This window comes from Salinibacterium sp. dk2585 (assembly GCF_008001035.1).
Taxonomy (GTDB): domain Bacteria; phylum Actinomycetota; class Actinomycetes; order Actinomycetales; family Microbacteriaceae; genus Homoserinimonas.
Genome location: NZ_CP042856.1, coordinates 2110105 through 2136365, shown reverse-complemented (window position 1 = coordinate 2136365; position 26261 = coordinate 2110105). Strand labels below are relative to the sequence as shown.

Here is a 26261-nt window from a genome sequence, read left to right as displayed (position 1 = left end):
TGGGGTCGTCGTGTCGGTGGCCGCCGCTAGCGTTGAGGCATGCGAGATGAGGTGCGCGACGGGGTCGACGACGCTGCGCCCACCCCACCCGACGTCCCGACGCTGGACGACGCGCAGCGAGCCGTCCTCGCGCTGCCGCCCGGCGTCTCCGCCGCAGTCGTCGGTGCACCGGGCACGGGCAAGACCACGGCCATGGTCGAACTGGCTGCCCACCGCATCCTCGACCTCGGCTGGGACCCGGCCGAGGTGCTCGTGCTGACCTCGAGCCGAGTGTCGGCGACCCGCCTGCGCGACCGGCTGGCGCTGCGCATCGCGCGTCCCACGACGGGGCCGCTTGCCCGCACCGTGAACTCCCTCGCCTTCGACATCGTGGGGGCGGCAGCGCGCGCCGATGGCAGGCCGCGACCCACACTCATCACCGGTGGTGAGCAGGATGCCGACCTCGCCGGGTTGCTTGAGGGCCATATCGAGGATGGCGGAGGCCCTCGCTGGCCGGAGCAGCTCAGCCCCGACGTCCGTCGCACTCGTGGGTTTCGCACGGAGCTTCGCGAACTGCTCATGAGGAGCACGGAACACGGCGTCTCGCCAGCCCAATTGAGAACCCTTGGCCTCGAGCGAGACCGCCCAGAGTGGGTCGCTGCCGGCGAGCTCATGGCCGAATACCATGACGTGCTCGGCCTGCAGCGGCCTCACCAGCTCGACTCGACGGAGCTCGTTGAGCGCGCCGTGAGCGAGCTGCGGCGCGGCCGGCCGGGCGACATCGCGGCGCCCCTTCGCCTCGTGCTCGTCGACGATGCGCAGGAGGCGACCCGTTCTACCTTGAGCGTGCTCGCCGCACTCGCTGAGCGAGGCGCAGCGGTCATCGCGTTCGGCAATCCAGACACGGCCGCCAACGCGTTCCGAGGGGGCGAGGCGGATGCCCTCGGCCGGCTCTCCCAGGTGCTGGGCGTCGAGACGCGGCTGCTCGAACTCGGCACGGTGCATCGGCAGGGTGCGCTCCTCACCCGCTTCGTGTCGTCCATCACGGCCCACATTGGCACCGCTGGCCTCACTGCCCAGCGCGGGGCCGTGACCGCCGAGCCCTACGAGGGTTCGATAGCGCTCGTGGAGGCCCCCACACCATCGCGCGAGCGCTCCGCGATCGCGCGGAGGTTGCGCGAGCGGCACCTCATGCACGGCGTCGCCTGGTCTGACATGGCCGTCATCGTGCGCAGTGGTGCCCAGGTGCCGGCGATTGCCCGGGCGCTTTCGCTCGCGGAGGTACCCACGCGCACGACGCTCGCCGCGCGCCCGCTCCGCAATGATGGCGCGGCGCGAAGTCTCCTGGGCGTCGTCGACATCGGCATGGGAAGGACGCCGCTCACGGCGGCGGCCGCAGCAGACCTGCTACTCGGACCGTTCGGGCAGCTCGACCGCCTCGACCTTCGTCGGCTCCGGCTCGCGCTGCGCGCGGAGGAGATCACGGGCGGCGGCGACCGCGGCGCGGATGCACTGGTCGTGGAGGCACTCGAGGGACCGGGGCGGTTCGCCACGATCGATCACCGTTCGGCCCGCCGGGCCGAGCGTTTGGCAGCGACTCTGGCCGCCGTGCGGCAGGCGCACGACGACGACGCCTCGATCGAGGAACTGCTGTGGCTCGCCTGGGAGCGCAGCGGCCTGCACCGGCGCTGGTACGACGACGCGATGGGGAGCGGCATCGTCGCCGACGAGGCGCACCGCAACCTTGACGGCATCGTGGCTCTGTTCTCGGCCGCCAAGCGTTTCGTCGAGCGGGACCCCGGCGCGCCCGCGCGGGTGTTCCTCGACGACGTGCTCGACGCCGACGTTCCCGAAGACACGCTCTCACCGCAGGCACGGGGTGAAGCAGTGCTCGTCACCACACCCTCGGGAGTCGTGGGGCTTGAATTCGACACGGTGGCCCTCGCGGGCGTGCAGGAGGGCGTGTGGCCGAACCTTCGCATCCGTGGCACGCTGCTCGGGGCCCAGGACCTCGCGCGAGCGGCAGCCGGCGACACCGCGACGCTCGATGAACGCCGCCTCGTGCGCGATGATGAACTCCGCATGTTCGCGCTCGCCGCGTCCCGCTGCCGTCGCGAGATCATCGTGAGTTCCGTCGCGAACGACGACGAGGCACCGAGCGTGTTCTTCTCCCTCGTGCCGGATGACGCCGCGAGACTCGACGCCACCTCGCCAATCCCGCTGTCGCTCCGCGGGCTCACGGGCCGCCTGCGGCACGAGCTGTCGCGCAGGGACGGCTCTGTCACCTCGCGCGACGCAGCCGCCGCGGCCCTCGCGCACCTCGCCGACGAGTCGGTCCCCGGCGCGGACCCCGGAGACTGGCACGGTCTTCTCGCGGCGTCGACGACCGAGCCCGTCTTCGATGACGACGAGCAGGTTCCCGTCTCGCCCTCGCGTCTCAGCGCATTTGAGGAATCTCCACTCGACTGGTTCATCGACTCGCTCTCCGGCTCCGCTCCCAGCACCGCCATGAGCATCGGCACGATCGTGCACTGGGCAATGGAGACGAGCGAAGACACGAGCGTCGAAGGGGTGTGGCAGGCGATCGAGTCGAGGTGGAGCGAACTTGTCTTCGAGGCACCGTGGCTCGCAGAGAAGGAGCGCGCGGCCACCCGAGCGCTCGCGGCGGGGGTCGCCGAGTACCTCGGTGACTTCACGCGAGAGCGCAAGGAACTGATCGGCGCAGAGAGCCGCTTCGAGCTCGATGTCGACCGCGCCCGCGTGCGCGGCTCGATCGACCGGGTCGAACGCTCACCCGACGGAAGCGTCGTCATCGTCGACCTCAAGACAGGCAGGCCCGAGACGAAACAGAGCGTGCTTGACGCGCATCCGCAGCTCGCCGCCTACCAGCTCGCGTACGCGGAGGGACTCCTCGACGAGGTGCTCGCCCCGCACGGCGAGCACGCGCCCGGGGGAGCGAAGCTCCTCTTCGTGAAGGAGGGTGTCGGAGGCAAGTCCTACCGTGAGGGAATGCAGGCACCGCTCACGCCGGAGCACCTCCAGGAGTTCCGCGAGCGCATCGCGATCGCCGCTCGCGGCATGGCGGCAGCCGCGTTCCAGGGCAGCCGCGAGATCGATGACCGCCGACCGGGTGCCGCCGCGCGACGCCTGCACCGAGTGAGGGCGGTGACGAGTGACTGACTTGCTCATCGGCGATCGCGAAGCCCAGGATGCTGCTCGGCCGGTCGCGACCATCAGCGCCGACACGATCGCCGACACGCTCGGCCACCATCGGCCGACGCCTCAGCAACGCGCCGTGATCGAATCGCCACTCGGCCCGGCGCTCGTCGTCGCGGGAGCCGGCAGCGGCAAGACCGAGACCATGGCCGCACGCGTGCTCTGGCTCGTCGCGAACGGCCACGTCGCACCCGGGCAGATCCTCGGCCTCACGTTCACGCGCAAGGCAGCGGGAGAGCTCGGGGAGCGCATCCGCCAGCGCCTCGACGAACTCGACAGGCAGGGTCTCGTGCCGGGTGAGCGCGATCCCTTCGACTCCCCGAGCGTCGCGACCTACAATTCCTTCGCGAACACGATCTATCGCGACAACGCCCTGCTGCTCGGGCGGGAACCAGACGGAGACGTGCTCGGCGAGGCATCCGCGTGGCAGCTCGCGCGCAGGATCGTGACCCAGAGCAGCGACGAACGGCTCGGCAGGCTCGGCAAGGGCGTCGATGTCATCACGAAGGCGGTGCTCGAGGTCAGCCACGGTCTCGTCGAGAACATCGCTGAGCCCGATGCCGTCGCGGCTATGGCCAAGGAGTTCGCGGCACTCGAAGAGCTTCCGCTCGGCGGCCGAGGCGAGTTCCGTGATGTCATGAACCAGGTCGGAGCCGTCGGCGCACTCCCAGTGCTGATCGAGCTCGCGCAGCAGTTCCAGGCTGCGAAGGCGGCCCGGGGTTTCGTCGAGTACTCAGACCAGGTTGCCCTCGCGCTCGAGCTTGTGCGGGGTGTGCCCCGGATTCGCGAGGAACTCCGTGACCGTTACCGGGTCGTGCTGCTCGACGAATACCAAGACACGAGCGTCGTGCAGACCTGGCTGCTTGCCGAGCTCTTCGGCGACCACGCGGTCATGGCGGTCGGCGACCCGCACCAGTCGATCTACGGATGGCGCGGCGCGAGTTCGGCGAACCTCGAGGACTATGCGCGGCAGTTCGCCGGCCAGGAGGGTGGAGTCCAGCAGTACTCGCTCAGCACGAGCTGGCGCAACGGCACGCGAATCCTGGATGCCGCGAACGTCCTTGTCGATCCGCTCACCGCCGCGACGCGCGTGCAGGTCGAGCGACTCGCGCCCTCACCGGCCGCCTCCCACCACGCGGTCGAATCCGCCTTCGAGGAAGACCTCGCGGGCGAGGCCGACACCGTCGCCCGCTGGCTCGCGCAGCGCCTCAGGGAACCGGTCATGGAGGGCGGCACGTTCCGACAGGCGACCGCCGCCATGCTCTTCCGCACCCGTCGCACGCAGCGCGCCTTCGTCGAGGCGCTTCGCCAGCACGGCGTTCCCTTCCATGTGCTCGGCGTCGGCGGACTGATGGAGGAGCCCGAGGTGGCCGACCTCGTCTGCGCGCTCACCGTGCTGTCGGATCCATCCGCCGGGTCAGAACTCGTGCGACTGCTCGCCGGCCCTCGCTGGCGCATCGGCGCCCGCGACCTCCACGGGCTGCGACGCATCGCATCCGTGCTCAGCCGGCGCGACTTCGCCCAGCGCAGGCTCGACGACGACGTCGTGCAGCGGCTGAGGGACTCCGTCGCCGACGACGAGGGTGCATCGCTCGTCGAGGCGCTCGACTTCCTTGCGACGGCGAAGCCAGACCATTCGCTCATCACGGGCCTCAGCGAGGTCGGCGTCGAGCGGATGCGCGAGGCCGGAACCCTGCTCGCACGCCTGCGCAGCCGCGCCGCACTGGACCTCCTCGACCTCGTGACGATGTGCGAGCAGGAACTCATGATCGATGTCGAGGTCGCATCCAATCCCGACCGGGTGCTCGGCCGGGCCCCACTCGACGCCTTCTACGACGCGCTGGCCAACTATCTCGCCGTCGACGATGCACCGAGCCTCCGCAGCTTCCTCGCGTGGTTGCGCGAGGCCGAATGGCGCGACAACCTGGCTCCCCGCCCCGAGGAACCCGAGCCGGGTGTCGTGCAGCTCATGACCATCCACGGCTCGAAGGGACTCGAACGCGACATCATCGTCGTGCCCCGCATGGTTGAGGGCGAACTCCCGGCCACTCCTCTCGAGGGCACAGGTGCGTGGCTCGGCTTCGGCAGGCTTCCGTGGGAGTTCCGCGGCGATGCTGCCGAACTCCCCGCCTTGGAGTGGCGCGCGGCGACGACGCGCAAGGAGCTCGTCGAGACGATCAAGATCTTCAAATCCACCGTCGGCGAGCACCAGGAACGTGAGGAGAGACGCCTCGCCTACGTGGCCGTCACCCGCGCACGGCACCGGCTCCTGCTGACCGGATCATTCTGGTCTGGCCAGACGAAGGCTCGGCGCCCCAGCCGATACCTTCTCTCCCTCGCGGAAGCGGGCATCGTGGCGCCGCCGCCAGAGGTACCGCAGAACGACAGCGACCCCGGTACGACGGACCACCTCGTCTTCACCTGGCCGGAGGACCCCCTCGGAGGGCGCCGACGGATCGTCGAGGACGCCGCTGAGCGCGTACGCTCCGCGCGTGTCCAGCGCGCCGCAGGCGCAATCCTCGACGAGGGCAGGTGGCAGGTCGACCTCGAGCTGCTGCTTGAGGAGCGGCGCGCCCGCGGGCGCCGGGATGCCCGGGGCGAAACGCCCGTGCGCGTGCCAGCGTCGCGATTCAAGGATTACGTCACGGCTCCTGATGAGACCGCAGCCGAACTGCGGCGTCCCATGCCCGAGCGCCCCTACCGCGCCACGCGACTCGGCACCCTATTCCACGAATGGGTCGAGCACCGCTACGGCGTGCACGGGGCGCTCGAGGAGATCGATGCCTTCCCGAGCGAACTCGATATGGAGGAGGGCGCGGACGAGGTCACTCAGGGGGCACAGCTCGAGGTGCTCAAACGCACCTTCGAAGCATCCCGCTGGGCGGGCGTGATCCCCCTCGAGGTCGAACGGGAGATCCACCTCCCCCTCGCGGGCCGCATCGTCGTCTGCAAGATCGACGCGGTCTACGAGGCCGAGCCGAGTGCCGATGGCCAGGCACGCTACGAGGTCGTCGACTGGAAGACCGGAAAGGCGCCCCGCGACGACGGGGAGCTCGAAGACCGGCAACTGCAGCTCGCGCTCTACCGCCAGGCCTACGCCGAATGGAAAGGCATCGAGGCATCCCGCATCGACGCGGTGTTCTACTACGTCGCCGACGACGCGATCATCAGCCCGCGACGCATCTTCGAGAAGGCGGAACTCGAGCGACTCTGGCTGGAATCACAGGAGCGAGGCGAGGGCGATTGAGCGCCCGCCCGCTACGGCACGAGGCCGTACTACGACTGGGAGTCGCCGCGTCGCTCCCGCTCGTCGAGCATTGCTTCGACCTCGTCCACGGCCAGTACCGGCATGGTCTCGTGCGTGATCGTGGTGTCCATGTCGGTCTCGACACGATCCATGAGCGCGTGAAGCAATGCGACCGCGTCGTCGATGATCGCGGTGCTGCGTTCCTGCCTGCCGTGTAATAGCCACTTCGCCAGCTCGAGCTCCGAATACAGGCGAGCGCGCTGCGCGATCTGTCGATCGCTCGAGCCGCGCGCCACCTGATAGGCATCGAGCGCCGACTCCGCGACGGCAGGGTCGCGAGCGGCGAGCAGCCAGGCGAGATCGCGCGCCGGGTCGTCGACGGAGAGCGCGTGCCATCCGTTGACCCCAGACACCTCGTTGCCCGAGCGCAGGAACGAGTCTGCAGTCATGGCGCCATTGATGACGGTGGGCATGAACTGCCACAGCGCGGAATCCTCCGTGGCACGTTCCCACCGGCGCAGGAGGGCGACGGGAACGAGGTTGGTCGCGGCAGCCCGGTCCAGCACGCCGACGAGCGAGCGCAGGCACTCCTGGGGCGAGCGCACGGGGAGCCCGGAGTCGCCCACGAAACTGGTGGGGAGGGTGTGGATCGCGGCGATGGCCCGGCCGATCGACGTCGCGAGGCCCTCGCCAGCGGGGATCGCGTCGAGGCGCACCCGGTCGCCGTAGACGAACTCCGTCACGACCGCGCGTGTGGTGCCGACGGGGGTCTGGCCCGCGACGCGCGTCACCTCGAAGGGCAGGCGACCGCGCACTCCGACGCTCAGGGCGCGCAGGGCCGTGATGTCGGCCTGCTGCTCGAGCTCGGCTCGTTCGGAACGCGGAACGCGCACGATCCAGTGCCGTCCGTCGGTGCCGGTGACGACGGCAGAGTCGAAGTCGCTCTCCTCGCCCGCGTCGTAGCCGCCCACCTCCCTCGCGTCCAATCCTTCGACGGCGGCGGTGGCCAAGGCGGCTAAAGTGAGATGCGATCTGGCCATACAGACAGGCTAGGTCGATTCGGGCCGCCCCGGGCAGAACGCCACGCGAAAGGCGGATGCCCAACCGCGCCATTCAACGAGATTGGTTCCGCATGCCACAGCCGATGCCGGCGCGCCTCCCCGTCTGGCGCTCCGGGCTCGATCGCGACGTGCCGACCCGCCTGCGCCCTGACGCGATCCCGGCACTGCTTGCGGATCCCGCGACTCGCGCCATCGTCGTCCGCCGCGGTGCAGCCCTCGTAAAATCCGGCTCGCTCGCGCTGCTCGCGGCATCCGAGATTCCCACCGAGCTCATCGAGAGCGCCGACGCCCTCGTCTACCTTGGTCGCACGATCCAGCCGCAAGGCAGCCTCCCTGCCGGCACCGCCGTGCTCGCGATCGCGGTGCCGCCCCACGTCGAGCAGGTGCCACCCGCGCCCTCGACCGCGAGCTGGCAGAACCTCCGTTCGCTCGGAGCCTCGGCGACCCGGCTCGACGTCGAGCTGCTCACGCAGGCGGTCGCGCTGTTCAACTGGCACAGCTCGCACCGCTTCTCGCCGCGCACCGGCCAGCCGACTGAGGTCGTGCAGGCCGGCTGGGTGCGTCGCGGCGTCGATCCCGAGCATGACATCTATCCCCGCATCGACCCGTCGATCATCGTGGCGGTGCTGGATGATTCCGACCGCATCCTGCTCGGCTCGAACGCGCAGTGGGAGGCGAATCGCTTCTCGCTTCTCGCTGGCTTCGTCGAGCCGGGTGAGTCGCTCGAGGGCGCGGTCGAGCGGGAGGTGCTGGAGGAGAGCGGGCTCTGGGTCACTGACCTCGAGTACCTGGGCTCGCAGCCCTGGCCCTTTCCCGCCTCGCTCATGCTCGGGTTCACGGCACGGGTCGATGCCACGCGCGAATCCCGCCTGGCGCCGGACGGCGAAGAGATTCTCGAACTCCGATGGTTCAGCCGCGAGGAGCTGGCTGCGTCGCTCGACGACATCATCCTGCCAGGGCGCGTCTCGATCGCCCGCGCCATCATCGAGCACTGGTACGGCGGCGAGATCGTCGACGGCGCCGCGGTCGGAAGGGCCAGATGAACCAGCCACCAAGCGCGGATGCCCTGCTCGCGCACCTCGATGAGGAACAGCGCGAGGCGGCCCAGGCAACCCACGGCCCCGTCTGCATGCTCGCGGGCGCGGGCACCGGAAAGACGACCGCCATCACCCACCGGATCGCCTATGGCGTCGCATCCGGTGTCTACGCACCCAACCGTGTCATGGCGCTCACCTTCACGGCCAAGGCGGCGGGAGAGTTGCGCGCCCGCCTTGCTCGACTCGGGGCGGGGGGCGTCTCTGCCCGCACCTTCCACGCGGCCGCGCTCTCCCAGCTGGGCTACTTCTGGCCCCAGGTGATCGGCGGTGCCATGCCGCGCATCCTCGAGAGCAAGGGCCGGATGCTCGGCCAGGCGGCAGAGCGCCTGCGGCTTCGACTCGACACGGCGACCCTGCGCGACCTCGCTGCGGAGATCGAGTGGCGCAAGGTCTCGCGCCTGAGCCTCGCGGAGTACGCGGAGGCGGAGCGCACCCTCCCGCAGCAGCTGGACCTTGAGAAGATGCTCGCGCTGCACAAGGCCTACGAGGACCTGAAGGATGAGCGGCGCCAGCTCGACTTCGAAGACGTGCTCCTGGCGACGGCAGGCATGGTCGAGTCGGAGCCTCGGGTCGCCGAGCAGGTACGTGAGCAGTACCGCTTCTTCGTTGTCGATGAGTACCAGGACGTCTCGCCCCTGCAGCACTACCTGCTGCAACTCTGGCTCGGCGACCGCCGCGACCTGTGCGTCGTGGGCGACGCGAGCCAGACGATCTACTCCTTCGCTGGCGCATCCTCCCGCTTCCTGCTGCGCTTCCCGTCCGACTATCCGGATGCCACGGTCGTGAGGCTCGAGCGCAACTACCGTTCACTCGCCCCCATCATCGAGACCGCGAACCGCCTCATGCGCGATCGGCCGGGGGCACTGATGTTGCATCCGGCGCCGCTCGCGAAGGGCGTCGCTGCGGCGGCCGAGCCTCCCGCAGTCACTGCCTACGACAACGACATGGCGGAGGCGCGGGCGACGGCCCGGGCCATCGCCGCCGAGATCGCCGCGGGCACGCGTCCGCAGGACATCGCGGTGCTCTACCGGGTGAACTCGCAGGCGCTCGCGATCGACACCGCGCTCGCCGACGTCGGCGTGAGCACCCGGGTAACGGGCGCGACCCGCTTCTTCGAACTCCCGGAGGTCAAGCAGGCGGTCATGATGCTGAAGGGTGCGGCGGTCGGCGGCACCCCGGAGCCGCTCTTCAAGACCGTCAGCGACGTCCTGCGCTCGCTCGGCTGGACCCAGGACGAGCCCGAGGGCAGGGGCGCTGTGCGCGACCGCTGGGAGTCGCTCAACACGATCATGGCGCTCGCCGAGGAGGCGGGGAGGGGGGCCACGCTGCGATCCTTCGTCGACGAGCTCAGCCATCGCGCCGCGACCCAGAACGAGCCGACCCAGCGCGCCGTCACGCTGGCGACGATCCACGCGGCGAAGGGGCTCGAGTGGGCAGGTGTCTACCTCATCGGCCTCAGCGAGGGGCTGCTGCCGATCAGCTACGCCAAGGATGACGAGGCGATCGAGGAGGAGCGCCGCCTGCTCTATGTGGGTGTCACGCGAGCACGGGAGCGCCTGCACCTGTCGTGGTCGCGGGGGCAGCAGAGGGCCGGCGACCGCCGGGCGAGTCGCTTCCTGGGGGAACTGCGCAGCCGCACTCCGGATGCATCTGCCAGGCGGTCGTAGTCCGAAGCCCGTTCGCGGCATCCACGGTCACCGAGTTCACGCCGCGTGAAGCTCCCGTGTCGAGCCGCCGTTCCACGAGCCTCATGACCTGGCTTACGAGTTCTCCCGCGAAGAGGGGAGTGTCGACCGCGGCCGCGCGCCCCCACAGCTGCGCCGCCATGGCGGGCCACGCGGCGTCCTCGTCACGGCGGTGCAGTTCGAGGCATTGCAGGCACGCGCTCTGGCCGGGTTCGATGAGCGGGCCGAGGCGAGCCGAGCTGTCTCCGAGCAGCACGGGCAGGTGCGGCACGTCGAGGCTCAGCCAGCGAGCCCGGTCGGTCGGGTCAACGACGAAATGGGCCACGATGATGGCGAGGTCTGGCCGGTCGTGCTCGCTGGCATCCCGCAGCAGCATCCCGCGCTCCTCCAGCACATAGCGGATGCGGTCGGCAGTGGGGCCGACGCCCGTCACGACGACGTCGCGCGCTCGCATCGTGGCGCCCGTCTCGGCGGCGGGCACGAGGGCGGGGGCGACCCGTCGAAGCAGCGCCGCTGCGTCATCGCGCGTCGCGCCGGCGGTCTCGGCGAGGAGGGCGAGCGCGGCGTCCGTCGTGCCGCCGACGAGTGCCGCGAGCATCCGCTCCTCGGCATTCGTGACGGAATCGAGCACGACGACGGCCCTATCGACGCCGATTTGCAGGCTGTCGGGGGACCGCCACACGAGGGGGAGTCGGGGGTCGAGTCTCAGGGGCACATCGCGATGATGAGGCAACCGCGGGAGGGGTGGACAGAGTTTTCCACAGGGGTGTGCGGCTCAGTCTTCGCGCGGGCGGTCGCCGCTGTCGTCTCCAAGCAGGTCCTCGATCGCGCGGTCGATGTCGTCGAGCTGGGGCTCCGTATCGGTGAGCCGTGCGACGAGGGCGTCGGGGTTGTCGATGTCGTCCGAGGTTGGCAACAGGTCGGGGTGTGACCACAGCGAGTCGCGCTTCTCGGCACCCACCGCATCCGTCACCCGCTGCCACATGGCGGCGGCTTCGCGCAGGCGTCGCGGTCGCAGCTCGAGGCCGACGAGCGTGGCGAAGGCCGACTCGGCCGGGCCGCCCGCCGCACGACGACGGCGCACCATCTCGGCGATCGCGCCGCTCGATGGCAGGCGCGTCGTGGCCTGCGCGGTGACGACGTCGACCCAGCCCTCGATGAGGGCGAGGAGGGTCTCGAGCTTGGCGAGTGCCGCGACCTGGGCATCGGACTTCGGCGGAATGAGGGCCCCGCTCGCGAGGGCCTCGCGCAGTTGCTCGGGGTTTGAGGGGTCGAGGTCGGCGGCGAGGTCCTGCAGCGGCTCCGTGTCGATGTGGATGCCCCGCGCGTACTCCGTGATGGAGGTCATGAGCTGGAGTCGGAGCCACTTGGCGTGGCGGAAGAGGCGCGCGTGCGCGAGCTCCCGCACCGAGAGGTAGAGCTGCACCTGGTCGGCCGCGATGTCGAGTCCCTCACCGAATGCCGCCACGTTCTGCGCCACGATCGCCGCCTGGTGTTCGGACGACGAGGCGGATCCGCCCAGCAGCGGGATGCCGATGTCGCCACCCGAGACGACCTCTGTCGAGAGCTGCCCCACGACATGGCCGAGTTGCATCGCGAAGAGGGTGCCGCCCACGTTGCGCATGAGCTTGCCGGCGTTGGCCAGCATGCCGGAGAGTTCTTCGGGCGCCTGCTCGCGCAGCACCTCGGTGAGCGCATCCGCGATGCTCGTTGCGACGGGCTCGGCGAGCTGGATCCAGACCGGCATGGTCGACTCGACCCACGCCTCGCGGCTGAGGATGTGGGGTGCCGCGGTGAGTTCCGCGATCGACGTGACCTCACCGAGCCAGAGTGCGGCGACGCCGAGCACCTGCTGCAGCGCCTCGCGGTCGGCGGGGGTCACGGATGTGCTCGTGGATGCCGAGATTGCCTTCGCCTGGTCGAGCGCGAGATCCCAGTTGACGCCGTCGCCACTGTGGCGCAGTGCGCCCTGCAGCTGGTTGATCATCTGGGCGATCAGGGCGGGGTCGTCGGGGAGGCCGGCGGCGCCTGCGAGACGGCTCGGGTCGATCTCCCCGTTGCCGGAGAGCAGCTCCCTGAGCATGTCGCGGAGTTCGTCGCCCGGGTCGCGCTGGGAATCGTCAGCCATGCCGACTACGCTAGCCGCTGCATGCCCCGGGCTCCCTGTGTTTTGCCCCGAGGCGCTTGTCTCACCTGTGCGCCCGTGGCGAACAGACCACGAAAGGACCACGGTGTCGCTCTTCCCCTCGCCCGCTGAGCGGGAGCACGGCAACGGTGCGCCGCGGGGACGGTTCGGGTGGTGGCTCCTCGTCGTCGCCCTTGTCGCGGCCATCGTGCTCTCCTTCGTGCCGACGCCGTATGTGATTCAGGAGCCGGGGCCCGTCTACGACACCCTTGGCACGGTCGAGATCGACGGCGATGAGACCGAACTGATCGATATTGACGCCCAGACCTATGAGACGAGCGGATCGCTCGACCTGCTCACGGTCAGCGTCGTCGGCAGTCGTGCGACGCCCACGGGATGGTTCTCCGTCATCAGCGCGTGGTTCGACCGCAGCCGTTCGGTCGTGCCGCTCGATGCGGTCTACCCCGAGAACACGAGCTTCGAGGAGGCCGAGGAGGCCAACCGCGTCGAGATGGAGAACTCGCAGCGTGAGGCGGTCGCGGCGGCCCTTCGCGAGCTCGGCTACGAGGTCGAGGGCACCCTCACGATCGCGAGCGTCGCCGAGGGCTATCCCGCAGAGGGGCTGATCGAGCCGGGCGACATCATCGTCGCGGTCGATGGGACGGCCTACTCGGATGTCTCGACCCTGAGATCGGCCTTCGCCGCCCATGGCACGCAGAGCCCGGCTACGGTCACCGTGCTTCGCGACGGCGAGCAGTTCGACGTCGAGGTCACCCCCGTCATGTCGGAGGGCGAGGAACCGATCCCCGTCGTCGGCGTGGGTGTGCAGGTCGACTACGACCTCCCCGTCGATGTGGAGATCACGCTTGACAGCGTCGGCGGTCCATCCGCCGGCCTCATGTTCGCCCTCGGCATCATCGACAAGTTGACGCCGGGCGAGCAGACGGGCGGCGAGCACATCGCGGGCACGGGAACCATCACGGCAGACGGTCGGGTGGGAGCCATCGGCGGCGTGCGCCAGAAGATGTTCGGCGCTGCGCGCGCGGGCGCGGAGTGGATGTTCGTGCCCGAGCGCAACTGCGCCGAGACGATCGGCCATGAGCCGGAGAACCTGCGGGTGATCGCGGTGGAGACACTCTCGGATGCCGTCTCCGCGCTCGACGCGATCGGCGCGGGCGACGCCGAGTCGCTGCCCTCCTGTGGATGAGGGCGCACGGCGACCACCATGGTTGTCAGGTTAAGATAGGCCGTACCCCGCCCGAGCACCGAGTGCAGCACCGAGCCAGGAGTACCGCTTGACTTCCGCAACTTCACAGACCCCCGCGACGCGACGGCGAGGAACACTCGTCATCACGGCGGTGATCATCGCCGCGGTAGTGCTCCTCTTCTTCATCTTCGCGGGGCTCTACACCGACTGGCTCTGGTTCCAGCAGCTCGGCTTCGAGTCGGTGCTCATCACGCAGTGGCTCGCATCCGCCGTCATGTTCCTCATCGGGTTCTTCGGAATGGCGCTGCCCGTCTGGCTCAGCATCGAGATCGCCTTCCGCCGGCGCCCCGTGTACGCCAAGCTCAATGCGCAGCTCGACCGCTACCAGGAGGTCATTGAGCCGCTGCGTCGACTCGCGACCTTCGGCATCCCGATCGTCTTCGGCTTCTTCGCGGGCATCGCTTCGGCGACCCGCTGGGAGCAGGCGCTCATGTGGCTCAACCGCACGCCCACGGGCGAGACCGACCCGCAGTTCGGCCTCGACATCTCCTTCTACCTCTTCGAGCTGCCCTTCTACCAGGGAATCGTGACATTCGCGTCGGCGGTCGTCATCATCTCCGCCCTGGCAGCACTGGCGACGAGCTACCTCTACGGTGCGATCCGGGTCAGCGGCCGCGAGGTGCGCATCTCGAAGACGGCGCGCATCCAGCTCGCAATCACCGGCGCCGTCTACCTGCTGCTGCAGGCGGTCTCGTTCTGGCTCGACCAGTACGCGACGCTCTCCGAGACGAGCAGCGGGCTGCTGTACGGTGCCTCCTACACCGACGTCAACGCCGTGATCCCCGGTAAGGCGATCATCGCGGGCGTCGCAGCCTTCGTCGCAATCCTCTTCATCGTGACGGCGGTCATCGGGCGCTGGCGTCTGCCGATCATCGGCACCGCGCTCCTCATCGTCGTCTCGATCCTCGTGGGCAGCGTCTACCCGTGGATCGTGCAGCGCTTCCAGGTCGAGCCGAGCGTGCGTTCGCTGGAGGCTGAGTACCTGGAACGCAACATCGAGGCCACCCGCGCCGCCTACGGCGTGAGCGAGGTCGTCGAAACGCCGTACTCAGCGACGACGGATGCCGAGCCGGGCCAGCTCCGCGGCGACGCGGAGACGACGGCGAGCATCCGAATCCTCGACCCCGCGCTCGTGTCGGACTCGTTCCGCCAGCTCGAGCAGATCCGCCAGTACTACTCCTTCGCCGACCACCTCGATGTCGACCGCTACGAGGTCGACGGCGAGGTGCAGGACACGGTCATCGCGGTGCGCGAGGTCAACGCGGCCAACACGGGTGGCAGCAACAGCCGCTACAACGAGACCTTCGTCTACACGCACGGTTTCGGCGTCGTCGCGGCGGCCGGCAACCAGCGCACGCCAGACGGCATGCCTGAATTCATCCAGTCGGGCATCCCGAGCACGGGCGTGCTCGGTGAGTACGAGCCGCGCATTTACTTCGGTGAGGAATCGCCCCTCTACTCGATCGTCGGTGCCCCAGAGGGCGCTCCCGAGATCGAGCTCGACTACCCGGCCGGTGGCGAAAACAGCGACCGCAACGCCACGACGACCTACCAGGGCGACGGCGGGCCGAAGCTCGACAACATCTTCAAGCAGCTCGTCTACGCCATCAAGTTCCAGTCGGAGCAGATCGTGCTGTCGGATGCCGTCAACGAGGAATCGCAGATCCTCTACGACCGCGACCCCCGCCAGCGGGTGCAGAAGGTTGCCCCCTACCTGACGCTCGACAGCGAGGCCTACCCGGCAGTCGTTGACGAGAAGGTCGTCTGGATCGTCGATGGCTACACGACGAGCGCCGAGTACCCCTACTCCGACGTGCAGGCGCTCAGCGAGGCGATCGTCGACACCTACACGGAGGAGCCGCTCGTCGCGCTCGACCAGATCAACTACATCCGTAACTCGGTCAAGGCGACGGTTGACGCCTACTCGGGTGAGGTCACGCTCTACGCGTGGGACGAAGAGGACCCCGTCCTCGCGACCTGGCAGAAGATCTTCCCGGCCACGCTCAAGCCGGTCAGCGAAATGAGCGAGGACCTGCTGTCGCACGTGCGCTACCCGGCCGACCTCTTCAAGGTGCAGCGTGCCATCCTGGGCACCTACCACGTGACCGACGCGAACTCGTTCTACTCGGGTGACGATGCGTGGGTGACGCCGCCGGAGCCGACCGCGAGCGCCGCGGCCGCGAAGGCCCAGCCGCCGTACTACCTGTCGATGCAGCTTCCCGGAATGGAAGAACCTGCCTTCAGCCTCTACAGCACCTACATCCCGCGCTCCTCGGGTGAGGGAACCCGAAACGTCTTGACCGGCTACCTTGCGGTCAACGCGGATGCGGGTGAGAACTACGGTGAGTTCACGCTGCTCACGCTGCCGAAGGATGACACGGTTCCCGGCCCGGGCCAGGTGCAGAACAACTTCAACGCCGACCCGGTCGTGTCGAGGGACCTCAACATCCTCAACCAGGGCTCGACGACGGTGCGCCGAGGCAACCTGCTGACCCTGCCTGTTGGCGGGGGCCTGCTCTACGTGCAGCCGATCTACGTGCAGTCCACGGGTGAGACCAGCTTCCCGGTCCTCCAGAAGGTGCTTGTCTCCTTCGGTGAGGAGATTGCCTTCGAAGACAGCCTGGATGCCGCGCTCGATGCGATCTTCGGTGGCGACTCCGGTGCCAACGCGGGTGACGAGGGTGTGCCATCGACGCCCCTCGACCCGACCGAGCCGATCGACCCGGCGGAGCCCGCTGACCCGGGTGCTCCGACGACGCCGAGCGAGCCGGGCACGCCGGACTTCGAAGCGGCACTCGCTGACGCGCAGGAGGCCCTGCAGGAGCGTGAGGCAGCCTACGCGGCGAACGACCTCGTGGCGGCGGCCGAGGCCGACGAGAAGCTGCAGGACGCGCTCGAGCGCCTGTTCACGGCATCCCAGTGACCCAGTGACGGGCCCGGGGAAACCCGGGCCCGTTCGGGGCACCTCGAGGCATGTGTTAGGCTTGATTCTTGTAGCGCGGGGTGGAGCAGTTCGGTAGCTCGCTGGGCTCATAACCCAGAGGTCGTAGGTTCAAATCCTGCCCCCGCAACCAAGGCTCATCAGAGCGAGAAGGCCCGGAGCCAATGGTTCCGGGCCTTTTGCGTTGCAGGGCGCGAGGTCGGGTAGCGTGGCCGACATGACCCTCCGCACCGCCACCTCAGACGCGGCCGTCGCTGTTGCAGTCGCGCAGTTCGCTCCGGGCGACGACAAGGAGCAGAACCTCGCCGCCATCCGCGACCTGGCCGCGACGGCTGCGGCCCGCGGGGCCCAGCTCATCGTGTTCCCCGAGTACTCGTCGTTCTTCCTGCCGAGCCTTGATGAGAAGGTCGTCGAGGCCGCTGAGCCGCTCGACGGGCCATTTGGAACCGCCCTCGCCGCCCTCGCCAAGGTACTGGGCGTCCACATCGTCGCCGGCATGGTCGAGGAGACGATGGGAGGGGAGCGCGTCTACAACACTGCCCTCGCCGTCGACCCGGGCGGGCAGCGGGTCGCGGCGTACCGCAAGCTCCACCTCTATGACGCCTTCGGGCAGCGAGAATCGGAGTGGGTGGCTCCCGGCCCCATCGGCGACCCTGAGACCTTCGTCGTCGGCGACATCACGGTGGCGTTGCAGACCTGCTACGACCTGCGCTTTCCGGAGGTCACCCGCCGACTCGCAGATGCCGGTGCTGAGCTTGTCGCGTGCCCCAGCGAGTGGGTGCGCGGCCCACTCAAGGAACACCACTGGCGCACCCTCATCACCGCGCGGGCGCTCGAGAACACGATCTACATCGCCGCGGCCGACCACGCTCCGCCCATCGGCGTCGGCAACAGCATGATCGTCGACCCCATGGGTGTTGAGGTCGCGACGATCGGGGAGACGAGCGATATCGCCCTCACATGGGTGACACGCGATCGCATCAGGCAGGTGCGACGCGTGAATCCGGCGCTCGAACTGCGCAGATTCGGGGTACACGAACGCTAGTCCTGCGTCGTATCGAGCCCATAGACTTGCCACGCAGCACTCGTGGGGGGAGCAGGAATGACAGAGCCGTATCGCGTCGTCGTGGTCGAGGATGACCCAGACGTCGCCTTCTACATCAAGACGATTCTGACGAAGCAGGGATGCATCGTCCAGACGTTCACCGATCCGTCATTCGCCCAGCAGGCCATGCGCCTGTACGAGCCCGACGTCGTCATCACCGATATCGAGATGCCGGGCATCACGGGCATCCAGGTCATCGACCTCGTGCGCGAGGTGCGGCCGGGCACGCCCGTCGTCGTCATGACCGCCCACGTTTCGGTCGATTACGCGGTCGAGGCCCTGCGCGCGAACGCCAACGAGTTCCTCACGAAGCCCATCTCGTCGAGCGAACTCATCGCGGTCGTCGCGCGCCTCGCAGAGGAGTTCCGCGCGGCAAAGGCGAGCATCCCAGACCCCGAGGTGGTGCTGGCGATCGGCGCGCACCCGGATGACGTGGAGATCGGCGTGGGCGGCATCCTGCTCTCCCACCGCGCTGCGGGCGATGAGGTGCACATCCTGACACTGTCGCGAGGTGGCCGCAGCGGCCACGTGAGCGAGCGGCAGGCAGAGGCGTTCATGGCGGCCGAGATGCTCGGCGCACGCCTGCACCTGGAAGACCTGCCCGAGACCGAGATCGGCGAGAACGAGCCGACGCTCGGCGTCATCGAACGGCTTGTCAGCGACATCCGCCCCACCGTCGTCTACGTGCACAGCGAGAACGACATGCACCAGGACCACCGTGCCGTCAACAAGGCAGCGCTGCTGGCGACGCGTGCCGTGCGCAGCGTCTCCTGCTACCAGAGCGCCTCGGCGACAGTCGATTTCAGGCCAAACCGTTTCGTGAACATCGACGGCTGGCTCGAGCAGAAGGTGCAGCTCGTGCACGCCCACCGCTCGCAGGTCGCCGTGAGCCGCTACCATGCGGCCGATTTCCTCGAGGCGACCGCGCGCTACTGGGCTCGCTTCGGCGAGGGCGCAACCTGCGAGCCGCTCGAGATCGTGCGTGACTCGGGAGACCTCTCGACAGGATCGGCCGACATATCCCAGGCGCTGAAAGTCGGCCAGCAGGGCGCCACGCGCCAGCTGGCGCAGTGAGCGGCGCGCGCACGACCCGCAGGATGCGCCTGCGCGGTACGCGTGCGGAACACGAGGAATACACCGCCATCATCTGGCAGAAGCCCTTCTGGGCGCCGGACTGGCTCGACCGCATGATCGGCCATCGCTGGGACACCCCGCTGCTGCGCCAGATCCCGCTCTCGGTGACCTTCCTCGGCATCACGGGCGCCCTCCTCGCCTCGGGGGAGATCGCGGCGGCCGACGGGGGCGCGCTCGTTGCGTCGTTCGTCGCGCTTACCATCGCGATCGCAGTGTCGGTGCTGTACACGGTTCGCCAGCTGCCATACCCGGAGATCATCCCGCTCATCTCGATTGTCGCCGTCGCCCTCGGGCGAGTGGCACTCGGGCCAGCCGTGTCGTTACTCCTGGTCGTCTGCATGATCTGGTTCGGCCTGGCATCCAGGCTGACCTGGACCTTCGTCGGCACGGCGGCCGCCCTCGGAGCCGTGCTCCTGCCGCTGGTCTGGCCGGGCGCAAACGAGGCCTTCACGATTCTTTCCCTGCTGGAGATCGTCGTCACGCCGATCGTCTGCTGCTATGTCGCTGCCGTGCTGCACGGGGTCGTCGCCGACAACGGTCGAAGGCTGCGTGCGAATGCCCAACTCGTCGCCGAGCGAGAGCAGGCGCTCGCCGACGCCGTCGGACTCGTCGACAAGCTCCGCGAGAACGAGGCGCAACTCGAGTCGGCCGGCCACCTCTTCCGCAGCGTGCTCGACTCCGTCACGCGCCAATCGGTGATCGGCACCGACCTCACGGGACTCATCGACGTGTGGAACACGGGAGCCGAGTCGATGCTGGGGCTCTCGGCCGACGACGTGATCGGCAAGCGTTACATCCACGAGTTCCACCGAGAGGACGAACTCGAGGCACGCGCCGAGGAGCTCGGCTACCCGGCCGGCGCGACCGTACTCAACCCGGGCTTCTCCGCCCTCGTGGAGGTCGCCAGGCTCGGCGGCTCAGAGGACCGTGACTGGACCTACCTCAAGAGCAACGGCGACGCCCTCGCCGCGCACGTCGCCGTCACGCCGCGAATCGACGAGAACGGTCGCACGGTCGGCTACATCTTCGTCGGCACCGACGTGAGCGACGTCAAGGAGCTTGCGAAGCTCCAGGATGAGTTCGTCGGGCTCGTCTCGCACGAACTGCGCACCCCGGTCAGCTCGATCCTCGGCTACCTCGAGCTCATGCGGGACGCGACCGACCCCCTCACGGAGGAGCAGTTGCAGTATCTGGGGGTCGCCGAGCGCAACGCCCACCGCCTGCTCCGACTGGTCGGCGACCTGCTCTTCACGGCGCAAGTCGCGGCCCACAAGTTCCCGATCGAGGAGGCGGATGTCGACGTGAACGCCGTCGTGGAGGCATCCGTCGAGTCGGCGAGGCCAGCCTCACACGCCGCCAATGTGCTGCTGATCTGCAACACCCCGGCGACGCGGCCGATCGTCGACGGCGATGCGACCCGCATCGCGCAGGCGTGCGACAACCTGCTGTCGAACGCGATCAAGTTCACGCCGAGGGGCGGGACGGTCACCGTGTCGGTTGAGCCTCTCGGCTCCGTCGTGCGCATCACCGTGCGCGACACCGGCATGGGAATCCCGCCCGACGAGATCGCGATGCTGTCGACGCGCTTCTTCCGCGCCTCGACCGCAACGCGCGCCGCCGTGCAGGGCGTCGGCCTGGGTCTGTCGATCACGAAGGCGATCGTCACGGCCCACGGTGGCACGCTCTCGGCCGAGAGCGAGGTGGGGGCGGGCACCGCCTTCGCGTTCACGCTGCCCCTGCACCGACTCGACGACTAGGAGCGCAGCGCCAGGAGCCGCTCGGATGCCTCGGCGATCACCTCATCGCGCTTGCAGAAGGCAAAGCGCACGAGGGTGGCAACGGAGTGCCGCTGCTCGGGATGCACGAACGCCGTCAGTGGCACTGCGGCGACCCCAGCACGCTCCGGCAGCGAGCGGCAGAAATCGTGCGCGTCCGTCGCACCGAGCGCCGCGGCATCCGCGACGATGAAATAGCCCGCAGCAGGCAGCTGCACGGTGAAGCCCGCCGCCGTGAGGCCCCTCGCCAGCGCGTCGCGGCGTCGCCTGAGGGTCGCGGATGCCTCGGCGAAGAAGGCGTCATCGAGCTCGAGCCCCGCAGCGATCGCCGGCTGGAAGGGTGCCGCGTTGCTGTAGGTGAGGAACTGCTTCACGGCGAGGATCGCTTGGAGGAGTCGCGCGGGAGCTGTGAGCCATCCGACCTTCCAGCCGGTCGCGTTGAAGGTCTTGCCTCCGCTCGAGATCGACACGGTGCGTTCGGCGGCCCCGGGGAGTGTCGCAATCGGCACATGGGGCGCGCCGAAGACGAGGTGCTCATAGACCTCGTCGGTCATGATGATGGCGTCGTGACGGTGCGCAAGCTCCACGACGACTTCGAGCGTCTCCCGGCTGAACACGCTGCCCGTGGGGTTGTGGGGGTCGTTGATGAGGATGATGCGGGTGCGGTCGTTGACGGCGGCCCGCAGCTCGTCGTGGTCGGGCTGGAAGTGCGGCCCGCGAAGGGGCACCGTGCGGTGCTCCGCGCGCGCGAGCCCGATCATGGCGCCGTAGGAGTCGTAGAAAGGGGAGAAGGTGACGACCTCGTCGCCCGGCTCCGTCAGGGCCAGGATCGTCGCGGCGATGGCCTCGGTCGCCCCCGCCGTGACCATGACCTCGGTGTCGGGGTCGACTTCGAGGCCGTAGAAGCGGCGCTGGTGCTGCGCGATCGCCTCCCGCAGCACGGGCTGGCCGATGCCGGGCGGGTACTGGTTGATGCCGTCGCTGATGGCCTGCCGCGCGGCCTCGAGCACTTCGGCTGGCCCGTCTTCGTCGGGGAAGCCCTGGCCGAGGTTGAGGGCACCGTTCCGCGAGGCGAGGGCGGTCATCTCCGCAAAGATGGTCTGGCTGAGTGTGCCGTCTGCGCCCAGCAGCATGGCGGATTCGGCCGCCCGCGTCCATGATCCATGCACCGTCATCGTCGACCACCTCTCGTCGCTGACAGGCTAGCGTGGGCACCGGTGCGGGAATCCCAGCGGATGCTCGTCGTTGAGTAAAGCGTCGGCCCCCTCCAAGCGCATCCAAAGCAAGCACAAAGGTTCTGGGGGGAGGCTTGCACCACCGAAAGGAGCCCCCCATGACTGAGCAGCCCGAACGCCCCGAGGACCCAACGCCTCCCGACAACCGCGCGGGCGAGACACACCCCGCCACGGCCGCCGACGGGACGGGCACACCCCCGCCGGCCGCTGATGGGACCGGCGCACCCGCGCCGGCGGCGCAGGGTGCCGCATCGCCGCAGGGCGCTTCGTCTCCGCAGGATCCTGCACCCCAACAGGGTGCCGCCTTTGACGCGGGCGCGACCGCATCGCCGCAGGCCGACGCCTCGCCGCGGCCGGAACCGCGCCGCGCGGGCGTCGGCATGGTCGCTGTCGCGGCGATCGCCGCCCTTGTGGGCGGAGGTGTGGGGGCGGGCGTCTATGCCGGGGTCACGGGCGGAGAGAACAATGAGCAGGGCGTCGTGGGCACGAACCTCATGATCAACGATGTCGAGAACGCGACCATCATCAGTGCCGTCGCGGCGGCCGTCGCACCCTCGGTCGTGACGCTTGCTGTCAATGGTGGTCAGGCGTCCGGCAGCGGCTCTGGCGTCGTGCTGACCGAGGACGGCTACATCCTCACCAACGCCCACGTCGCGACCCTCAGCGGAGCGACGGCGGACCCGACCATCCGCGTGCAGTCCTATGACGGCAGGCTCTTCGACGCGACGCTGGTCGGCAGCGACCCCATCGCAGACCTCGCGGTCGTCAAGGTCGATGCGGATGTCAAGTTCCAGCCGGCCGAGTTCGCCAACTCCGATGAACTCAACGTTGGCGATACGACGATCGCAATCGGCGCGCCCCTCGGGCTCAGCAACACCGTCACGAGCGGTGTTGTGAGTGCCCTCAACCGCAGCATCACGGTCGCGTCGTCAGAGGCGCCGGAGTCAGAGGAGGCACCCGACGAACCGCAGCCCGACGCACCGGACGGCTGGGGTCCCTTCGACTTCTGGGAGTTCGACAACGCTCCCGACCGTGGCTCGGCTCCCGCCTCGTCGACGATCGCCCTCCCGGTGATCCAGACGGATGCCGCAATCAACCCCGGCAACTCGGGCGGCCCGCTCCTCGACGAGGACGGCAAGGTCATCGGCATCAACGTGGCGATCGCCAGCACGGGCAACACGGGCTCGTCGACCGCGGGAAGCATCGGCGTGGGCTTCGCGATCCCGTCGAACCTGGCCCAGCGCGTGGCATCCGAACTCATCGAGAACGGCACGGCGAGCCACGGACTCCTGGGTGCGACTGTGGCGGATGTCACTGACGACAGTGCGATCGACAGCGACGTGGTCGGTGCCTCCATTCAGGAGGTGACGCCGGATGGCGCTGCCGAGAAGGCAGGTCTCCGGCCGGGCGACGTGGTCGTCGAGTTCGAGGGTCTTCCCATCACGGGCAAGACCGACCTGACGGCCCAGGTGCGGGTGCTTCCGGGCGGCACTGAGGCGGAGCTCGTCTACCTTCGCGACGGTGAACGCAACACTGCCACTGTGACGCTCGGCGAACTCGGCTGACGGGTTCCCGCACCGGCCTGCTGGTAGGCTCGGCCCAGCCTGGGGCGTTTGTGCCGCAGGCTGTGCCGAGCCCTGCGCTTGCCCATGGTGAGCCTGACGAGAGAGCTGCGACGACTGGAAAGCAAGCCACGAGAGTCCGCTGAACACCCTGGCGTCTCCTATGTCATGCCGGTGCTCAATGAGGTCGAGCACATCGAGGCAGCCGTGCTCAGCCTGACCGGACAGGACTACTCGGGCGAGAGCGAGATCGTGCTCGCGCTGGGCCCGAGCGTCGACGGCACAAACCGCGTGATCGAGCAGCTCGCGGCGGAAGATCCGCGCATCCGGAGCATCCCGAACGAACTGGGAAGCACGCCGGGCGGACTCAACGCAGCCATCCGCGCCTCGAGCCATCCGATCGTCGTGCGCGTCGATGCCCACTCCGTGCTCCCCAAGGACTACACCCGCATCGCGGTAGAGACTCTCCTGCGCACGGGAGCCGACAACGTCGGCGGCATCATGAAGGCGGAGGGCATCACGCCCTTCGAGCGCGCCGTCGCCCACGCCTACGGCTCACGCGCAGGCCTTGGCGGAACGCCCCACCATGTCGGAGGTGAGGAGGGTCCGGCCGACACCGCCTACCTCGGCACCTTCCAGCGCCACCGCCTGCTCGAGGTCGGACTCTTCGACGAGGGCATCAAGCGCGGCCAGGACTGGGAACTCAATCGCCGCCTGCGCGCGACGGGCGGGACCGTGTGGTTCACCCCAGCACTCCAGGTCGTCTACCGGCCGCGGTCGAGCCTCGTGAAGCTGCTGCGGCAGTTCGTCGCGACGGGCATCTGGCGTGGCGAGCTCGCGCGTCGCTTTCCCAAGGAGAACGGGCTGCGCTACTTCGTACCGCCCGTCGCCGTGATCGGCATCCTGCTCGGCCTCGTGCTCGGCGTGATCGGTGCGCTCACCGGCTCCTGGCTCGTCGCGGCATTCACCGTGCCCGCTCTCTACGCGCTCTTCGTGCTGGCCGCTGCGGTGCCCGTGTTGCGAAGCGAGGGTGCGCGCTCGGCTGCCTGGTACCTCATCGTGCTGCCGGTCATCCACTTCGGGTGGGGCACGGGATTCGTGCTCGGCTTCCTCAAGCTGAGCCGCAACATCACCGCACAGGTGGGAAGGTGACATGACGTCCGACGCACCACGGGGCCGTCCCCGGTCGATCGCCGAACTCCGTGCCGTGGCACAGCCACCCGAGGTGCGCCTGCGCGCGAACGCGGAGCACTGGACGGCATCCCTCTACCTGCGCAACCTCTCGCCATACCTGACCTGGATGCTGCTGCGCACGTCGATCTCCGCGAACGGCGTCACCGGCATCATGATCCTCGTCGGATGGGGCACGGCGCTCTCCCTCCTCATCCCCGGCATTTGGGGTGCCGTGCTCGCGCTCGCGATGGGGCAGCTGCAGATGCTCGTCGACTGCTGCGACGGTGAGGTCGCGCGATGGCGGGGCACGAGCTCGCCCGCGGGTGTGTTCCTCGACAAGGTCGGGCACTACACGACCGAGGGGCTCATCCCCATCGTCCTGGGCATCCGTGCCGCCGGTTACCCCTTCGACGCGCCGGAGGACTTCTTCTGGACGACGCTCGGTTTGCTGCTCGCCGTCTTCATCATCCTCAACAAGGCGCTCAACGACATGGTGCACGTTGCCCGCGCCAACGCCGGCCTGCCGAAACTCGCGGACCGCAAGGAGGAGTCGGAGCCGCGCCCGGGCCTCGTGGCGACCCTGCGTCGTGTCGCGCGCTTCGTGCCCTTCCACCGCCTGTACCACTCGGTTGAGTTGACCATCCTCGCCTTCGCCGCGGCGATCGTGGGACTCTTCATCGGCCCAGAGCTCGCCGACCGGGCACTGCTCGTGGCGCTCGTGCCCCTCGCCGCCCTCGCGCTGGTGGGTCACTTCGTCGCGATCATGGCGTCGAGGCGCGTGCGGGCGTGACCACCCTCCCCACGGTCGGCGTCGTCGTGCTGACGCAGGGCAAGCGCCCTGCCGACCTCGCACGTGGGCTCGCGAGCATCCTTGCCCAGCAGGGTGTGAGCCTCGACGTCGTCGTCGTCGGCAACGGCTGGCAGCCGACGGGACTCCCCGAGGGCGTGCGAGGCGTGGGCCTCAGCGAGAACCTCGGCATTCCCGCGGGGCGCAACCGCGGGGTCGACCAGGTCTCGGGGGAGTGGCTCTTCTTCCTCGACGACGACGCGAGTGTGCCGTCGCCGCGCTTCGTCGCCGACGCGATCGACCTCATGGCGAAGCATCCGGATATCGGTCTCGTGCAGCCACGCGTCGTTGACCCCAGCGGCGTCACGAACCCCCGACGCTGGGTGCCCCGGATCCGCAAGGGAGAAGCGGATGCCTCAAGCAACGTCTTCTCGGTGTGGGAGGGTGCCCTCGTCATGCCGCGCAGGGTCTTCGACGCGACGGGCGGCTGGGCCGAGCCCTTCTTCTACGCGCACGAGGGAATCGAGCTGGCGTGGCGGGTCTGGGACCAGGGACTTCGGGTCTGGTACGCGGGGGAGCTCGTCGCCCATCACCCGGCAATCGAGCCGACACGGCACTCCTACTACTACCGGCTCAACGCCCGAAATCGCGTCTGGCTTGCGAAGCGCAACCTCCCGTGGCTCATCGCGCCGCTCTACGTGGGGTCGTGGACGGGCATCCAGGTGCTGCGCTGGGCTCGCAACCCCGCGGCCCTGCGCGCCTGGTTCGGCGGCTGGTGGGCCGGGTGGCGAGAACCCGCCGGTGGGCGCAGGCGCATCAAGTGGGTAACGGTGTGGCGTATGGCCCGCGCCGGCAGGCCGCCCTTGGTTTAA

General features: G+C 68.9%; 16 protein-coding genes and 1 tRNA gene. 14 read left to right on the top strand and 3 right to left on the bottom strand.

Translation table 11 applies throughout. The features are described from left to right. The first annotated feature begins 39 nt into the window (after window positions 1-39). Together FVA74_RS09995 and FVA74_RS09990 are read left to right on the top strand one after the other, a co-directional pair. Window positions 40-3159: an ATP-dependent DNA helicase gene (locus FVA74_RS09995; RefSeq protein WP_147722055.1), complete on the top strand. Its 3120-nt coding sequence runs from the start codon at window positions 40-42 to the stop codon at window positions 3157-3159. Further along, on the top strand, window positions 3152-6442 hold the full coding sequence (locus FVA74_RS09990) for an ATP-dependent DNA helicase (protein WP_240792207.1): 3291 nt from the start codon (window positions 3152-3154) through the stop codon (window positions 6440-6442). The genes FVA74_RS09995 and FVA74_RS09990 overlap by 8 nt, the downstream gene beginning before the upstream one ends. Window positions 6443-6471: 29 nt before the next feature. Here FVA74_RS09990 and FVA74_RS09985 read toward each other — a convergent pair whose 3' ends face one another. After that, window positions 6472-7482, bottom strand: coding sequence for a phosphotransferase (locus FVA74_RS09985; RefSeq protein ID WP_240792206.1), 1011 nt, complete (start codon window positions 7480-7482; stop codon window positions 6472-6474). Between the two features lie 92 nt (window positions 7483-7574). Here FVA74_RS09985 and nudC point away from each other — a divergent pair, with 92 nt between their 5' ends. Both nudC and FVA74_RS09975 read left to right on the top strand, forming a co-directional pair. Further along, window positions 7575-8546 (top strand): NAD(+) diphosphatase, encoded by a 972-nt coding sequence (gene nudC, locus FVA74_RS09980; RefSeq protein ID WP_147722053.1) that lies wholly within the window; start codon window positions 7575-7577, stop codon window positions 8544-8546. After that, window positions 8543-10267 carry an ATP-dependent helicase gene (locus FVA74_RS09975; RefSeq protein WP_147722051.1) on the top strand — a complete coding sequence of 575 codons (1725 nt, stop codon included), beginning with the start codon at window positions 8543-8545 and terminating at the stop codon, window positions 10265-10267. Before nudC ends, FVA74_RS09975 begins: the two co-directional genes overlap by 4 nt. 793 nt (window positions 10268-11060) lie before the next feature. Here the strand turns inward: FVA74_RS09975 and FVA74_RS09970 are convergent. Then, window positions 11061-12413, bottom strand: coding sequence for a zinc-dependent metalloprotease (locus FVA74_RS09970; protein ID WP_147722049.1), 1353 nt, complete (start codon window positions 12411-12413; stop codon window positions 11061-11063). Window positions 12414-12516: 103 nt separating this feature from the next. Here FVA74_RS09970 and FVA74_RS09965 point away from each other — a divergent pair, with 103 nt between their 5' ends. From FVA74_RS09965 to FVA74_RS09940, 6 genes are all read left to right on the top strand, one after another. Beyond that, a complete protein-coding gene (locus FVA74_RS09965) occupies window positions 12517-13617 on the top strand; it encodes a PDZ domain-containing protein (protein WP_240792205.1) in 1101 nt (366 codons plus the stop codon). An 88-nt stretch (window positions 13618-13705) separates the two neighbouring features. Then, window positions 13706-16600 carry a UPF0182 family protein gene (locus FVA74_RS09960; RefSeq protein ID WP_240792204.1) on the top strand — a complete coding sequence of 965 codons (2895 nt, stop codon included), beginning with the start codon at window positions 13706-13708 and terminating at the stop codon, window positions 16598-16600. Between the two features lie 74 nt (window positions 16601-16674). Beyond that, a tRNA-Met gene (locus FVA74_RS09955) sits at window positions 16675-16751 on the top strand. A gap of 84 nt (window positions 16752-16835) precedes the next feature. Further along, complete coding sequence (locus tag FVA74_RS09950; protein WP_147722045.1) at window positions 16836-17663, top strand: carbon-nitrogen hydrolase family protein; 828 nt, start codon at window positions 16836-16838, stop codon at window positions 17661-17663. A 57-nt stretch (window positions 17664-17720) separates the two neighbouring features. Further along, window positions 17721-18797: a response regulator gene (locus FVA74_RS09945; RefSeq protein ID WP_147722043.1), complete on the top strand. Its 1077-nt coding sequence runs from the start codon at window positions 17721-17723 to the stop codon at window positions 18795-18797. Further along, window positions 18794-20614 (top strand): ATP-binding protein, encoded by a 1821-nt coding sequence (locus tag FVA74_RS09940; RefSeq protein ID WP_147722041.1) that lies wholly within the window; start codon window positions 18794-18796, stop codon window positions 20612-20614. Before FVA74_RS09945 ends, FVA74_RS09940 begins: the two co-directional genes overlap by 4 nt. Here FVA74_RS09940 and FVA74_RS09935 read toward each other — a convergent pair. After that, window positions 20611-21807: a pyridoxal phosphate-dependent aminotransferase gene (locus FVA74_RS09935; protein WP_147722039.1), complete on the bottom strand. Its 1197-nt coding sequence runs from the start codon at window positions 21805-21807 to the stop codon at window positions 20611-20613. The genes FVA74_RS09940 and FVA74_RS09935 overlap by 4 nt on opposite strands. A gap of 158 nt (window positions 21808-21965) precedes the next feature. Here FVA74_RS09935 and FVA74_RS09930 point away from each other — a divergent pair, with 158 nt between their 5' ends. From FVA74_RS09930 to FVA74_RS09915, 4 genes are all read left to right on the top strand, one after another. Further along, entirely contained in the window at window positions 21966-23432 is a 1467-nt protein-coding gene (locus FVA74_RS09930) for a S1C family serine protease (protein ID WP_147722037.1), read from the top strand. Window positions 23433-23597: 165 nt separating this feature from the next. Next, window positions 23598-24581 (top strand): glycosyltransferase, encoded by a 984-nt coding sequence (locus FVA74_RS09925; protein WP_240792203.1) that lies wholly within the window; start codon window positions 23598-23600, stop codon window positions 24579-24581. 1 nt (window position 24582) lies between these two features. Further along, entirely contained in the window at window positions 24583-25392 is an 810-nt protein-coding gene (locus FVA74_RS09920; protein WP_147722033.1) for a CDP-alcohol phosphatidyltransferase family protein, read from the top strand. Further along, window positions 25389-26261 carry a glycosyltransferase family 2 protein gene (locus tag FVA74_RS09915; protein WP_147722032.1) on the top strand — a complete coding sequence of 291 codons (873 nt, stop codon included), beginning with the start codon at window positions 25389-25391 and terminating at the stop codon, window positions 26259-26261. The genes FVA74_RS09920 and FVA74_RS09915 overlap by 4 nt, the downstream gene beginning before the upstream one ends.